At 52.8% G+C, this 13,927-nt stretch carries 12 protein-coding genes; 4 read left to right on the forward strand and 8 right to left on the reverse strand.

All coding sequences use genetic code 11. The features are described from left to right. Window positions 1-183 precede the first annotated feature (183 nt). Window positions 184-2,805 (forward strand): DNA mismatch repair protein MutS, encoded by a 2,622-nt coding sequence (gene mutS / locus AC13DE_RS13690; RefSeq protein ID WP_483048434.1) that lies wholly within the window; start codon window positions 184-186, stop codon window positions 2,803-2,805. A gap of 67 nt (window positions 2,806-2,872) precedes the next feature. Here mutS and AC13DE_RS13695 read toward each other — a convergent pair whose 3' ends face one another. Together AC13DE_RS13695 and hrcA are read right to left on the reverse strand one after the other, a co-directional pair. Further along, window positions 2,873-3,436 (reverse strand): nucleotide exchange factor GrpE, encoded by a 564-nt coding sequence (locus AC13DE_RS13695; protein ID WP_446296355.1) that lies wholly within the window; start codon window positions 3,434-3,436, stop codon window positions 2,873-2,875. Between the two features lie 9 nt (window positions 3,437-3,445). Continuing rightward, window positions 3,446-4,510, reverse strand: a complete 1,065-nt coding sequence (gene hrcA, locus AC13DE_RS13700; protein WP_446296354.1) for a heat-inducible transcriptional repressor HrcA — start codon at window positions 4,508-4,510, stop codon at window positions 3,446-3,448. A 99-nt stretch (window positions 4,511-4,609) separates the two neighbouring features. On the opposite strand from hrcA, the gene rph reads away from it, so the two are divergent. Genes rph through hemW form a run of 3 tightly spaced genes read left to right on the forward strand, consistent with a single transcriptional unit; the run spans window position 4,610 to window position 7,081 of the window. Continuing rightward, window positions 4,610-5,323, forward strand: a complete 714-nt coding sequence (gene rph / locus AC13DE_RS13705; protein WP_446296353.1) for a ribonuclease PH — start codon at window positions 4,610-4,612, stop codon at window positions 5,321-5,323. Further along, entirely contained in the window at window positions 5,320-5,931 is a 612-nt protein-coding gene (gene rdgB / locus AC13DE_RS13710) for an RdgB/HAM1 family non-canonical purine NTP pyrophosphatase (protein WP_483048142.1), read from the forward strand. Before rph ends, rdgB begins: the two co-directional genes overlap by 4 nt. After that, entirely contained in the window at window positions 5,924-7,081 is a 1,158-nt protein-coding gene (gene hemW, locus AC13DE_RS13715; protein ID WP_446314429.1) for a radical SAM family heme chaperone HemW, read from the forward strand. Before rdgB ends, hemW begins: the two co-directional genes overlap by 8 nt. On the opposite strand, the gene AC13DE_RS13720 is transcribed toward hemW, so the two are convergent. Genes AC13DE_RS13720 through rho form a run of 6 tightly spaced genes read right to left on the reverse strand, consistent with a single transcriptional unit; the run spans window position 7,078 to window position 13,844 of the window. Beyond that, a complete protein-coding gene (locus AC13DE_RS13720; protein WP_483048143.1) occupies window positions 7,078-7,965 on the reverse strand; it encodes a ParB/RepB/Spo0J family partition protein in 888 nt (295 codons plus the stop codon). The two genes, hemW and AC13DE_RS13720, sit on opposite strands and share 4 nt — an antisense overlap. Window positions 7,966-7,980: 15 nt before the next feature. Continuing rightward, window positions 7,981-8,781, reverse strand: a complete 801-nt coding sequence (locus AC13DE_RS13725) for a ParA family protein (RefSeq protein WP_446296349.1) — start codon at window positions 8,779-8,781, stop codon at window positions 7,981-7,983. Next, complete coding sequence (gene rsmG / locus AC13DE_RS13730) at window positions 8,774-9,382, reverse strand: 16S rRNA (guanine(527)-N(7))-methyltransferase RsmG (RefSeq protein ID WP_483048144.1); 609 nt, start codon at window positions 9,380-9,382, stop codon at window positions 8,774-8,776. The genes AC13DE_RS13725 and rsmG overlap by 8 nt, the downstream gene beginning before the upstream one ends. Next, complete coding sequence (gene mnmG / locus AC13DE_RS13735) at window positions 9,379-11,250, reverse strand: tRNA uridine-5-carboxymethylaminomethyl(34) synthesis enzyme MnmG (RefSeq protein WP_483048145.1); 1,872 nt, start codon at window positions 11,248-11,250, stop codon at window positions 9,379-9,381. Before mnmG ends, rsmG begins: the two co-directional genes overlap by 4 nt. A 5-nt stretch (window positions 11,251-11,255) precedes the next feature. Then, entirely contained in the window at window positions 11,256-12,542 is a 1,287-nt protein-coding gene (gene mnmE / locus AC13DE_RS13740) for a tRNA uridine-5-carboxymethylaminomethyl(34) synthesis GTPase MnmE (RefSeq protein ID WP_483048146.1), read from the reverse strand. Between the two features lie 30 nt (window positions 12,543-12,572). Then, window positions 12,573-13,844, reverse strand: a complete 1,272-nt coding sequence (gene rho / locus AC13DE_RS13745; RefSeq protein ID WP_446296345.1) for a transcription termination factor Rho — start codon at window positions 13,842-13,844, stop codon at window positions 12,573-12,575. Between the last annotated feature and the right edge of the window lie 83 nt (window positions 13,845-13,927).

The following is a 13,927-nucleotide window of genomic DNA, read 5'->3' on the forward strand; positions in this document are numbered from 1 at the left end:
ACGGCCTCCCTAATATTTCCTAGCTTCATATCGGTGAACGACCCAACGCACAATCATGATGGTATTTTCTGCGTCGCGATAAGGGGGTCCAACGGCCTTCCGCCCTTTCGCCCAAGGACACGGGTCTGTACATAAGGCAAAGTAGAACGGGGATTGAAAGTGACCGAAGAAAAAATCACGCCGATGATGGTTCAGTATCTCGAGCTGAAAGCGCAATATGCGGACGCATTGCTATTCTACCGAATGGGCGATTTCTACGAGATGTTCTTTGACGACGCGGTTGCAGCCGCCGAAGCACTGGACATCGCACTGACCAAACGCGGCAAACATGGCGGCGAAGATATCCCCATGTGCGGTGTCCCGGTCCATGCCGCCGAAGGCTATCTTCTGACGCTGATCCGCAAGGGCTTTCGCGTCGCAGTATGCGAACAAATGGAAAGCCCGGCAGAGGCAAAGAAGCGCGGTTACAAAAGTGTGGTCAAACGCGATGTCGTTCGCCTGGTCACCCCCGGCACCCTGACCGAGGAATCATTGCTCGAAGCGCGACGTCACAACTATCTTGCCGCGTATGCCGAGGTACGCGATAGCCACGCGCTGGCCTGGGTCGATATTTCGACCGGTGCGTTTCACGTGATGCCCATGAAGCCGGCACGTCTTGGGCCCGAACTGGCCCGGCTCATGCCTTCAGAGCTTGTTGTGTCGGAAGCAAAAGAGGCGGAACTGCGTGAATTAGTCTCTGATTTTGACTTAGCTCTCACACCTCTGGCACGTTCAGCTTTTGACAGCTCCAGCGCCGAAAAACGCATTTGCGATCTGTTCGGCGTCAGCTCTCTGGATGCGTTTGGCACTTTCGCCCGCACCGAAATATCTGCGATGGGTGCGATCATCGACTATCTCGAAATCACTCAAAAAGGCAAACTGCCGCTGCTGCGCCACCCTCAAAAAGAAGCCGAAGCTCGCAGCATCCAGATCGACGCGGCCACGCGACGCAATCTCGAATTGACCCACGCGCTGACCGGCGGGCGGACCGACACTTTGTTATCGGTAATGGACAAGACGGCGACCGCCGCCGGGGCACGTCTGCTTGAACGGCGCATTTCCTCACCCTCCCGCGTGTTAGAGACTATTCAGGATCGCTTAGATGCCATCGCATTTGCCTGTGACAACGCTGGCTTAAGAAATGCTTCAAGACAACATTTGCGCAGCGTACCCGATTTGGACCGCGCCTTGTCGCGCCTGTCCCTTGACCGAGGCGGCCCCCGCGATTTGGCAGCTATTCGTAACGGCCTGACAGAAGCTGAACTTCTGGCCGAAAAACTTCACGTGACCTCCCTGCCCGCTTTGCTGGGCGAAGCGACCCGAGGCCTGATCGGACACGGCGCGTTGATCGAACTTCTGGACCAGGCATTGATCGCCGAACCCCCTCTGCTTGCCCGCGACGGAGGTTTCATCGCCGCCGGCTATAATGCCGACCTCGACGAACTGCGGCTTCTACGCGATGAGGGTCGTAGCGTGATTGCCCGAATGCAGCAGGACTTCATCTCGCTCACTGGTATTTCAACCCTCAAGATCAAACACAACAACGTCCTGGGCTACTTTGTCGAAGTTACATCAACCCACGCTGACAAAATGCTCTCGGCACCGCTATCGGAAACGTTTATCCACCGTCAAACAACCGCCAATCAGGTTCGCTTCACCACCGTCCAGCTATCCGAATTGGAAACCAAGATTCTCAATGCCGGCAATCACGCGCTGGAAATTGAAAAACGGCTCTACGAAAGCCTGAAATCCGCGATATTGGAACACGCGGGACCCATCGGATCGGCATCAACCGGGCTGGCCGAAATCGACCTCGCAACCAGTCTGGCCGATTTGGCTCTGTCCCACAACTGGGTAAGGCCGCACATCGATAATTCTCGGGCGTTTGATATCAAGGGCGGGCGCCACCCGGTTGTAGAACGCGCGCTGGCCCAGAAATCCGGGGCACCCTTCATCGCAAACGACTGCCACCTGTCCGGTGACGGCGATAACGCAAGTATCTGGTTGCTTACCGGGCCGAATATGGCGGGTAAATCGACTTTCCTACGGCAGAACGCGATTATCGCCTTGATCGCTCAAATGGGCAGCTTCGTCCCCGCAACGTCTGCGCATATCGGAATCGTAAGCCAGATCTTCAGCCGCGTCGGCGCATCAGATGATCTCGCGCGCGGCCGTTCGACCTTCATGGTTGAAATGGTTGAAACAGCCGCAATTCTAAATCAGGCAGACGACCGCGCCTTGGTGATACTCGACGAAATCGGGCGGGGCACAGCAACCTACGACGGGCTTTCAATCGCCTGGGCCACCCTCGAACATCTGCACGACATAAACCGCTCTCGGGCTTTGTTCGCAACCCATTACCACGAAATGACCGCGCTATCGGGTAAACTCGATGGCGTCGATAATGCCACGGTGGCGGTCAAAGAATGGGAAGGCGATGTCATATTTCTGCACGAAGTCAAAAAAGGTGCTGCCGACAGGTCGTATGGTGTCCAGGTCGCCCAGTTGGCCGGCCTACCGAATTCCGTGATTGCACGCGCTCGCGTTGTTCTCGAAGCGCTCGAAAAAGGCGAACGTGAAGGCGGTGCCATGCGAAAGACCCTGATCGACGACCTGCCGCTCTTTGCTGTTGCGGCAACGCCGGCACCCCGACCCGCCAAGGCTTCGAAACTCGAAAATGTGCTCGCCGACATCATCCCTGATGAACTCACCCCACGTGAAGCACTGGATTTGCTTTATAAACTTAAAGAGGCGGCCAAAAATTGACCGCCTCCCTGCATTCCAAATGGGCTTAAATCCTCCCCGAAGGGTCCTCGCCCCAAGTCAAATCGCCTCACTCGGCGGGCATTGATGAAACACCTACTTGCGCCGGGCGCAATAAACGATCGTGTAACATGAAACCCTCGGCTGCGACCTGAATGATCTCCCCTGCTTTTGTACCAGGTACGGGCGCTTCGAACATCGCCTGATGTTGCTGGGGGTCAAACTTGTCGCCGACTTCAGGCGCAATTACTTCCATCCCGTGCTTTTTGAATACGTTCAAAAGCTCGCGCATCGTCAGTTCGATTCCCTCAAGAAGCGGCCCGGATATCGTGCGTTGTTCTTCCGTTGCCGCCTCAACAGCACGTTTCATGTTGTCATAAACCGACAACATATCCCGTGCGAGTTTTGATCCGCCGTAATTCTCCGCCTCGCGACGATCTTTGTCCGATCGCTTGCGCGCATTTTCGGCATCTGCCAACGCCCGCATGAACCGGTCTTTCAGCTGATCACGCTCGGCGCGCAACTCATCAAGCTCCAAAGCTTCGTCGTCGATCTCGGCCATTTCTTCCGCATACGCTTCCGCTTCTGCGTCGTCGATGTCATCCAAAAATTCATTCTCTCTTGGCTCTGCCATAGTTCACCTCTAGCTGCGGTTCGAAATCAATTTTCCAACCAGCTGCGCCGTGTAATTCACAATCGGCACGATACGTCCATAATTAAGGCGTGTCGGACCAATCACACCGACTGCCCCGATAACCTTACGATCAGCGTTCATATAAGGGGAAACCACCAGAGAGGAACCCGAAAGTGAAAAAAGTTTGTTCTCAGAACCAATAAAAATGCGCACGCCGTCGCCGGCATCGGCCAATTCAAGAAATTCAGCGATGTCCCGCTTACGTTCAAGGTCGTCAAACAGCTGCCTGATCAGTTCGACGTTCTCGGCCTCGCCTTCGGCGTTGATCAGATTGGACCGCCCCCGGACGATCAACCTTTCCGGTCCCTCACCGTCACCTTGCCAAAGCGCCAAACCGCTCTCGACCAGCTGTTGCGCCAAAATATCGATCTCTTGCCGTCGCTGGTTAATTTCCTGCGCGATGGTACGCTGAAGTTCCGAGATGGTTTTACCTTCTACCAACGCGTTCAGGAAATTCGCCGCTTCGCGCATACTGCTTGGGGTCTGGCCCGGTGGCGGGCTGAACAGCCGGTTTTCGACATGCCCATCCGAAAATACCAATACAACCAATGCGCGATCCTGCGACAAAGATACAAATTCGATGTGCTTTATCGGGGCTTCATGCTTTGGGGTTAACACCAATGACGCACCCTGCGTGACGCCTGACAATGCAGAGCCTACCCGGTCAAGTATGCCACTGACGTCGGCACCGGCGTCACCCATCGTGGCGTCGATCTTTTCGCGGTCAACTTCGGTGGGGTCGCCTATTTCGATCATCCCGTCGACAAACATGCGAAGGCCAAGTTGCGTTGGTATCCGGCCCGCGCTGATATGAGGGCTCCCTAGCAGTCCCATATATTCCAGGTCTTGCATTACATTGCGAATTGTCGCCGCGCTGACTTTCTCACTGAAATCTCGGGTCAAGGTACGCGACCCAACCGGGTCGCCATTTGCCAGATACCCTTCGACCACGCGCCGGAACACTTCGCGCGACCGATCATTCATATCGTCCAGAACTGTAGATGATTTTTTCATTGTATCCAAATTATGGCGCATGCGCAGCAAACGTCAATCGGGCTTGCATCGTAATAGGGTGCAGAGTTATCCCCAACATACATAACAAAGGATTATCTTATGCGCCCCTCCGGCCGGAAACTTGATGAAATGCGTGCTGTGTCCGTTGAAACGGGCTTCACCAAACATGCTGAAGGCTCGGCATTGATCAAGGTGGGGGATACGCATGTTCTATGTACCGCCACCATTGAAGACCGCGTACCGCCCTTTATCAAAGGGTCAGGCTTGGGATGGGTGACCGCCGAATACGGCATGCTTCCCCGCGCCACCAATACCCGCATGCGCCGGGAGTCGGCGATGGGGAAACAAGGCGGCCGCACCATTGAAATACAACGCCTGATTGGCCGCGCCCTGCGGGCCGGCGTTGACCGTAGCGCATTGGGCGAAAGGCAGATCACGGTAGACTGTGATGTATTGCAAGCCGATGGCGGTACGCGCTGTGCATCAATTACCGGTGGTTGGATCGCATTGCGCCTTGCGGTGAACAAGCTTGTAAAGTCTGGCGTCGTCACAAGCGACCCGCTGGTCGACCCTGTCGCGGCGATAAGCTGCGGTATCTACGCGGGTCAACCCTTGCTTGATCTAGACTACCCCGAGGATTCAGAGGCCGGCGTCGATGGTAACTTTATCATGACCGGCAGCGGTAAGCTTATTGAAGTCCAGATGAGCGCGGAGGGCTCGACCTATTCTCGTGATCAGATGAACAACCTGATGGATCTGGCTGAAAAAGGCATCTCAGAACTGGTCGAAATCCAGAAAGCTGTAACAACATGACCAGAAAATTTACCGGCGAAAAAATACTGATCGCTACCCACAATGCCGGAAAGCTAGACGAAATGCGCAATCTTTTTGCGCCTTTTGGGGTGCGCGTTGTGGGTGCAGCTGAATTGAAACTGGTTGAACCGGACGAAACCGAAACCACATTTGTCGGGAACGCCCGGATCAAGGCACATGCAGCGGTAAAGGCAACCGGCCTGCCAGCGCTTGCCGATGATTCGGGTATAGAGGTCGAAGCGCTTGATGGTGCACCTGGCGTATATACAGCCGACTGGGCGGAAACTGAAAATGGTCGGGACTTCGTTCTGGCGATGACAAAAACCCATAACCTGCTTGAACAGAGAAACGCGCCCTACCCCAGACGTGGTAGGTTTCGCGCAACGTTGGTTCTGGCCTGGCCCGATGGTCACGAAGAAATATTCGAGGGCGGCGTCAACGGCACCCTGGTCTGGCCAATCCGCGGCGACATCGGCCATGGGTATGACCCGATGTTCCAGCCAGACGGATATGAAAAGACATTTGGTGAAATGAACCCAGATGAAAAGAACAGGATCAGCCACCGTGCGAATGCCTTCGCCAAACTGACCGCCGCCTGCTTTGACTGATGATTGGCAAAATGGCGGTTTTGGTCTTTATATTCACTGGCCATTTTGCGAGGCGAAATGCCCCTATTGCGACTTTAACAGCCACGTCAGTCGCAACATCGACCAACATGCCTGGCGCGATGCGTACCTAAGAGAATTAGAGCGCGGCGCAGCCGAAACAAAAGGCCGGGTTTTGAACGCAGTGTTTTTCGGCGGGGGTACGCCAAGCCTGATGGACCCTGAAATTGTAGCCGATGTTATAGATGCCATACGAAAACTGTGGCCTACCGCCAACGATTTGGAAATCACGCTTGAAGCTAATCCGGGATCTGTCGAAGCAGGCAGATTTAACGGATTTAACCAAGCCGGCATCAATCGTATTTCAATGGGAATTCAAGCGTTAAACGATCCCGACCTGAAACGCTTGGGGCGCATCCATAATACGTCAGAAGCACTGACCGCTTTTGAAATAGCAAGAACAGCGTTTGATAGGGTCAGCTTCGACCTCATCTACGGTCGGCAAAATCAATCACTTTCCGATTGGCGGCTCGAGCTGAAACAGGCACTATCGCTCGCCATAGATCATATATCGCTTTACCAACTGACAATTGAACAGGGCACCGCGTTTGGTGACCGATACAGCATCGGCAAACTTCGTGGCTTGCCTGATGATGACCTGAGTGCAGACATGTATGCTGTGACCCAGGAAATATGCGATCAGTTTGGAATGTCTTCCTATGAAGTTTCAAATCACGCACGCGACGGGGCGCAATCGCGGCATAACCTGATCTATTGGCGTTACGGTGATTACTTAGGCATCGGACCGGGCGCGCACGGGCGACTTACTTTAAACAGACAACGCCAGGCGACAGAATGCTATAGCAATCCGCAACGCTGGCTCGAAGCATCCCACGCAGGATTGACCGAAAAACCTCGCGAAATCCTATCTAGCGATGATCAAGCAAGCGAATTCTTGATGATGGGGCTGAGGCTTAAAGAGGGCATTGACCTGAAAAGATATGAATCGCTGGCAGGGCGCAGTCTTAGCACAAAAAAAATCACCCAGATGGAAGATATCGGGATGATTTCTTGCGAGAGTGCAAATTTACAAGTCACTGCCAAGGGATTTATGGTGCTAAACGCTATACTTGCTGAACTTCTTACAGATTAACTCACCGACAGAAGCCGGCATATTTCATCCAGTTCATCCATCGTATTATAGTGCAGCACCATTTGCCCCGATTCCTGCCCCGGCTTGTGGTTTAATGTTACCTTGATACCCAAATTGGCTGACAGGTCACCTTCTAACGCGCGCGTATCAGCATCTTTCTCGGCATCCTTCGGCAAAGATCTTTTCGGACTTGTGGATGCGTCGCCACTTTGCTCTTTCTTCACCAACGCCTCTGTGGCGCGAACCGACAAGCCGCCGGCAATTATCTGCTTGGCAAGTTTTGACGGGTTCGCAGCTGGCACAAGTGTGCGGGCATGCCCCGCAGAAAGATCCCCAACGCGCACCATCTCAAGAACGTCGTCTGGTAAATTGAGCAATCTAAGCAAATTGGCTATGTGACTGCGGCTTTTGCCCAAGGCTTCAGCCATCTTTTCTTGGGTATGCCCGAACCTGTCCATAAGCTGTCGATAACCCGCAGCCTCTTCGATAGAGTTCAGATCCGCACGTTGGATGTTCTCGATAATCGCCACTTCAAGGACTTCAACGTCAGTAAACTCCCGGATGATAACCGGCAGTTCGTGCAGCTGAGCCATCTGCGACGCGCGCCAGCGACGCTCCCCCGCGACAATTTCAAAAGTACCATCCTCACGCCCCCGAACGATAAGCGGCTGGATGACGCCTTTCTCGCGGATCGAGTTTGCTAAATCCTGCAAGTCTTCCGGGTCGAACCGCTTGCGCGGCTGCTCTGGATTAGGAGATATCTTTTCGATCGGTATAAAATGTTCGGCAGCACCCTGCTCTGCTACACCTTGAGTTTCGGTCACATCCGCCATCAAAGCCGATAACCCGCGTCCTAATCCGCGCCGCTTGTCTCTTTCTGCCATTGCTTCCCCCTGGATCTATATAACGCCGTTTGTCAGAATCTCTCTTGCAAGGTCTCGATAAGCCTTCGCGCCTTTCGACCCGCTGTCATAGCTTAGTACCGGCATCGAAAAGCTCGGGGCCTCGCTCACTCGAACATTCCTTGGGATAACGGTTTTGTACACCAATTCACCAAGGTTGGTTCTTGCATCATGTTCGACCTGCTGTGACAAATTATTTCGTTGATCGTACATTGTTAATAGAACGCCTTCTATCCTCAGATCCTTATTACCGCTTTGGCGAACCTCTCTGATCGTCAGCATCAGTTGGGATAAACCTTCAAGCGCGAAAAATTCGCTTTGAAGCGGTACCAGTATTGAATGCGCAGCGATCATCGCATTCACCGTCAACAGGTTGAGCGACGGCGGGCAATCTATTAGGATATAGTCAAACCTGAAATCATCCATTGAAGTCTGCCGCAGCGCATCATGAAGGAGAAAGCTTCTTTTTTCGTTCGAGATTAACTCCAAATCGGCAGAACTCAGATCGACGGTTGCCGGAACGATATGCAGACCTTCGGTCGCTGTCGTCAAAATAACTTGGTCGAGCGCGATGTCCTCGAGAAGAAGCTCGTATGTTGTAAAGTCGCGATTATCAATATCGATACCTAGACCAGTCGACGCATTTCCCTGCGGATCCAAATCAATGACCAGGACACGTTTGCCTTCCTCTACCAGTGCGGCAGCCAAATTTATCGTCGTCGTCGTTTTTCCGACGCCACCTTTCTGATTAGCAATCGCGATAATCTTTGGGCCGCTCGGCCGCGATAGATCAGACATGCTTGATCTCCTTGATCTTCAAAATCGCCGCCGATGAGTCAGTTCTGCTCGGGATGGCTTCGTTCACGTATTTCCAGCTCAGTCTCGCCTTGGTATCTTCGGCTTTCCAGTTTCTTCCTTTAGGAAAAATCGCGATCCCATCGGATCTTAAATGACGACGCGCAAGGCCAATCAACGTTGAGAGGTCTGCAAGAGCCCTGGCAGAAACCACATCTGCCTCAAGTGGAGTAATGTTTTCGATACGGTCGTTTAACACATCGGCCTTGAGGTCTAGCTCCCTGATAGCGGTACGCAGGAAAGCGCATTTTCGTTGATCACTTTCCACCAAGGTAAACTTGGTATTCCGCCCATCCTGATTTGCCAACAGTGCTACGACAATAGCCGGGAACCCGCCTCCACTTCCCAAATCGACCCAGCTACCAACCGCGGGTGCAAGCGAATACAGCTGCATCGAGTCCTCAATATGGCGCTGCCATATATTGGGAACGCTGGCTTTGGAAATCAGGTTTATCTTTGGCGTCCACTTTTCCACAATGCTTGCGAATAAAGTGAGCTGGTCCAATGTTTCACGTGAAACATTTTCGTCAAAACTTCGCGTCACGCTATTCTCTTTTTTGTACCGCGTTTTAAATGCGAAAGAAGTAAAGTCAGGGCTGAGGGGGTCATACCGTCAATGCGCGCAGCCTGCGCAAGATTTTCAGGCAAAGACCTTTGCAACTTCGAAGTGAGCTCATTTGATAAGCCCTCAACTGAAGCATAGTCGAATTCCACTGGAATCTGGTGGGCCTCGTCTTTGCGCAACAAGTCAATGTCACGCTGCTGACGCTCGATATAGTTAGCATAAAGTGCGTCACGCTCTACCTGGCGTCTCACGTCCGCGTCAACATTTTCCAAACTAGCATCCAACGTGAGCACTTGTTCAAACTTGACATCAGGAAATGACAGTAGCTCATAAGCAGTTCGCTTCGCGCCATCTTGACTAACTTTGATTCCTGCTTTTTCGATCAGCCGTGGCGAATAACGGGTGCCTTTGAGGCGCGCCATCGCATCAATCAAACGGTCTGCTTTATTCAAATAACTTTCAGCACGTTCAGAGGAAATGCATCCCAATGACATAGCGAGAGGCGTAAGACGTTGGTCAGCATTATCCGCCCGAAGAGATAGCCGGAATTCCGCCCGCGATGTGAACATTCGATAAGGCTCAGACACCCCGCGGGTCGTCAGATCATCAATCATCACCCCGATGTAGCTCTGCGACCTGGTAAATATAACCGGTTCTCTTCCCAACGCCAGAAGCGCGGCGTTTAGACCGGCGACCAGTCCCTGGGCAGCAGCTTCTTCATATCCCGTCGTTCCATTTATCTGGCCAGCAAGAAATAAACCCCCAAGTGATTTAACCTTGAGAGTGAGGTCCAAAGCCCGCGGATCGATATAATCATATTCTATCGCATACCCAGGTTGGATAATATCGACATTGCTTAGCCCGATCATCGAGCGTACATAAGCCAGTTGTACATCTGCAGGAAGCGATGTGGAAATCCCGTTAGGGTAAATCGTATGATCATCCAGGCCTTCGGGCTCAAGAAATACTTGGTGAGACTCCTTATCAGCGAACCGAACCACTTTATCTTCTATAGACGGACAATATCGCGGGCCGATCCCCTCGATTTTACCGCCATACATGGCTGAACGCGCAAGGTTTTCTCGGATGATCTGATGGGTTTCTGCGTTGGTGTGTGTGATGCCGCAAGTAACTTGAGGAGTCGACGTGCCCTTCGAGAGAAATGAGAAAAGCGTGGGCTCGTCATCGCCGGGCTGAGACTCGAGGAGATCCCAGTCGATGGTCCGGCCATCAAGACGCGGAGGCGTACCAGTCTTTAGGCGGCCTAACGGAAGGTTAAATGAGTCGATTCGCTCGGCCAATCTTACTGATGCCTTGTCCCCCATTCGGCCACCGGATCGCGAGATATCGCCAATATGGATAACACCGCGCAAAAATGTCCCGGTGGTGAGCACTACGGCTTTACCCGCCAAGCCTTCCCCGTTGGTAAGAACAACCCCGGTGACGTGGCGATCTTCTACAACAAAGTCAACGACCTCACCTTCAACTATCTCAAGATTGGGTTGTTGTTCAATCTCTTCCAGCATTTCGTTTTGGTAAATTTTACGATCTGCTTGCGCCCGAGGACCCTGTACCGCTGGGCCTTTTCTGCGGTTCAACAGCCGAAACTGGATACCCGCCTTGTCAGCAACGCGCCCCATAACTCCATCCATCGCGTCGATTTCACGAACCAGATGGCCTTTCCCCAATCCTCCGATAGCCGGGTTGCACGACATCACACCGATCCCGGATTTTGACATCGTCACCAGCGCAGTGCGTGCACCCATCCGCGCTGCGGCGTGGGCTGCTTCGGATCCGGCATGTCCGCCGCCGATAACGATGACATCAAAATGTTTCACGTGAAACACTCCATTTATTTACCCAAACAAAAGCTGGAAAAAATTACATCCAACAGGTTTTCCACATCAATTCTGCCAACAAGGGCCTCCAGAGAGCGAATCGCATGTCGAAGTTCTTCCGAAGCTATATCATACTGATCCGGCCCGCGATCCAGAACCAACTTTGCCGAAACCAAACCGTCAGCGGCTTTTTGCAACGCTACCCGGTGCCGTTCATGAGTTGCCAACCCGGCCGCTAAACTGCGCTTGTTCAATACCGTTTGGATTTGTGTTATCAGCTCCGATACCCCCTGCCCAGACACCCCGGATATTGCACCTTCCGAGGAGGTCCGTAAATCTGCTTTTGGCAACAAGCGAAGATCATCAGCCTGAGGTGTAATCGGTAAATCTTCATCAGATTCGATCAAGAAAACCCTTAAATCGGCCTGAACGGCGCGGGACACAGCGCGCTCAATGCCAATTGCTTCAACTTCGTCGGAGCTTTCCCTTAGTCCCGCTGTATCCAACAGTGTTACCGGGAGGCCACCCAGATCCATCCGGACCTCGATAACATCCCGGGTGGTTCCGGCGACCGCGGACGTGATTGCAGCGTCACGGCCGGCAAGAGCATTCAATAGCGTGGACTTTCCGGTGTTAGGCCGGCCAACTATAGCGACTTCAAACCCGGTCCGGATACGTTCGGCGGTATGTGTACCTTCGATCTCTCTGACAAGCTCGTCACCTACATCATCCAACAGCGACGATACTTCAGCAGAAACATCAACCGGGACGTCTTCATCAGCGAAATCGATGGTAACCTCAAGAAGCGCCGCGGCACGAATGAGCTTTTCTCGCCAGATTTCGACGCGTTGTCCTAGGTGCCCGGATAATACGCGCAACGCTTGCTTGCGCTGTGCCTCGGTCTCCGCCTCGAGTAGATCAGCCAAGCCTTCTACCTGCGTTAAATCCAGCTTACCGTTTTCCATGGCGCGCCGCGTGAACTCCCCCGGTTCAGCCACCCTGGTTTGGGGGAATGTCGATAGCACCCCTAATACTGCACGTACCACAGCGATACTGCCGTGAAGATGAAGTTCCACGGTGTCTTCACCCGTAAAACTATTCGGTCCGTCAAACACCAGCACCAGTGCGTGATCAATCACGGAACCGGTTGGGTCTTTTACCGCACGCATAACAGCTTGGCGCGCTACGGGACGCGGATAAGCGACTTTTTCAGCTATTTCAAAAGCTTGCGGACCAGAAATACGGACGATGCAAACCCCGGCGCGCCCTTGCGCTGTCGCTTGGGCAAAAATGGTGTCCATATCATCTAACCAACTGTTTTAAATGAATATTTATGTATTCATTGAATCGAAGAAGTCAGAATTGGTTTTAGTCTGTTTCAGCTTGCCGATCAAGAATTCGATAGCATCAGTTGTCCCCATGGGGTTCAAAATACGACGCAGGACAAAGGTTTTCTGAAGGTCCAGTTTATCTACAAGCAAATCTTCCTTACGCGTACCGGATTTAAGGATATCTATCGCAGGGAAGACGCGTTTGTCGGCAATCTTGCGATCCAACACGATTTCCGAGTTACCGGTACCTTTGAATTCTTCAAATATGACTTCATCCATGCGACTGCCGGTATCAATCAACGCGGTCGCAATAATTGTCAGTGATCCACCTTCTTCGATGTTTCGCGCAGCGCCAAAGAAGCGTTTAGGCCGTTGCAGGGCGTTTGCGTCAACACCGCCGGTCAATACTTTACCTGACGAAGGTACTACGGTGTTGAAAGCGCGCCCTAAACGCGTAATCGAATCAAGTAAGATCACCACATCGCGTTTGTGTTCGACCAAGCGTTTGGCCTTTTCAATTACCATTTCGGAAACTGCCACGTGGCGGGTGGCGGGCTCATCAAATGTCGATGATACCACTTCGCCCTTAACGCTCCGCTGCATATCGGTAACTTCTTCCGGGCGTTCATCGATGAGAAGCACGATAAGATAACACTCAGGGTGATTTTTTTCGATCGAGTTTGCGATATTCTGGAGCAGAACAGTTTTACCGGTTCGTGGCGGTGCGACAATCAGACAACGCTGTCCCTTGCCGATTGGTGAAACCAGATCAATAATACGCGCCGACCTGTCTTTTACTGTCGGGTCCTCGACTTCCATCGTGAGCCGTTCATCGGGATAGAGCGGCGTCAAGTTTTCAAATGCCACCTTGTGCCGCGCCTCTTCGGGGGCCTCAAAGTTGATTTTGGTCACTTCGGTTAAGGCAAAATAACGTTCGGTGTCGTCAGGTGCCTTGATGAGACCTTCAATCGTATCCCCGGTACGCAGCGAATGTTGGCGGATCATCTCGGGAGACATGTAGATGTCGTCGGGACCGGGAAGATAGTTTGCTTCGGGGGACCGCAAGAAGCCAAAGCCGTCTTGTAGAACTTCCAAAACGCCGTCGCCGGAGATTTCCCAACCTTCATCAGCGCGCTCGCGCAGAATCTGGAACATCATCTCGCCTTTACGCATCGTCGACGCGTTTTCAATCTCAAGCTCTTCAGCCATCGCAAGAAGATTCTTGGGTGTCTGTGCCTTCAGATCAGCAAGGTTTAGCGTTTCGGTTGTCATGGACAATATCCTATTCCGGTCCCGTGTTAAGGGCGGTCGTATCAATTAAATGGACAGAATGATGCCTCCCCGAACGGGGTGCG

It is taken from the genome of Sulfitobacter sp. L-8, assembly GCF_056859255.1.

Excerpts from the sequence above, each read along its gene's own strand:
- mutS (WP_483048434.1), top strand. The coding sequence starts at position 184 with ATGATGGTTCAGTATCTCGAGCTGAAAGCGCAATATGCGGACGCATTG.
- AC13DE_RS13695 (WP_446296355.1), bottom strand. The coding sequence starts at position 3,436 with ATGGCAGAGCCAAGAGAGAATGAATTTTTGGATGACATCGACGACGCA.
- hrcA (WP_446296354.1), bottom strand. The coding sequence starts at position 4,510 with ATGAAAAAATCATCTACAGTTCTGGACGATATGAATGATCGGTCGCGC.
- rph (WP_446296353.1), top strand. The coding sequence starts at position 4,610 with ATGCGCCCCTCCGGCCGGAAACTTGATGAAATGCGTGCTGTGTCCGTT.
- rdgB (WP_483048142.1), top strand. The coding sequence starts at position 5,320 with ATGACCAGAAAATTTACCGGCGAAAAAATACTGATCGCTACCCACAAT.
- AC13DE_RS13720 (WP_483048143.1), bottom strand. The coding sequence starts at position 7,965 with ATGGCAGAAAGAGACAAGCGGCGCGGATTAGGACGCGGGTTATCGGCT.
- AC13DE_RS13725 (WP_446296349.1), bottom strand. The coding sequence starts at position 8,781 with ATGTCTGATCTATCGCGGCCGAGCGGCCCAAAGATTATCGCGATTGCT.
- mnmE (WP_483048146.1), bottom strand. The coding sequence starts at position 12,542 with ATGGACACCATTTTTGCCCAAGCGACAGCGCAAGGGCGCGCCGGGGTT.
- rho (WP_446296345.1), bottom strand. The coding sequence starts at position 13,844 with ATGACAACCGAAACGCTAAACCTTGCTGATCTGAAGGCACAGACACCC.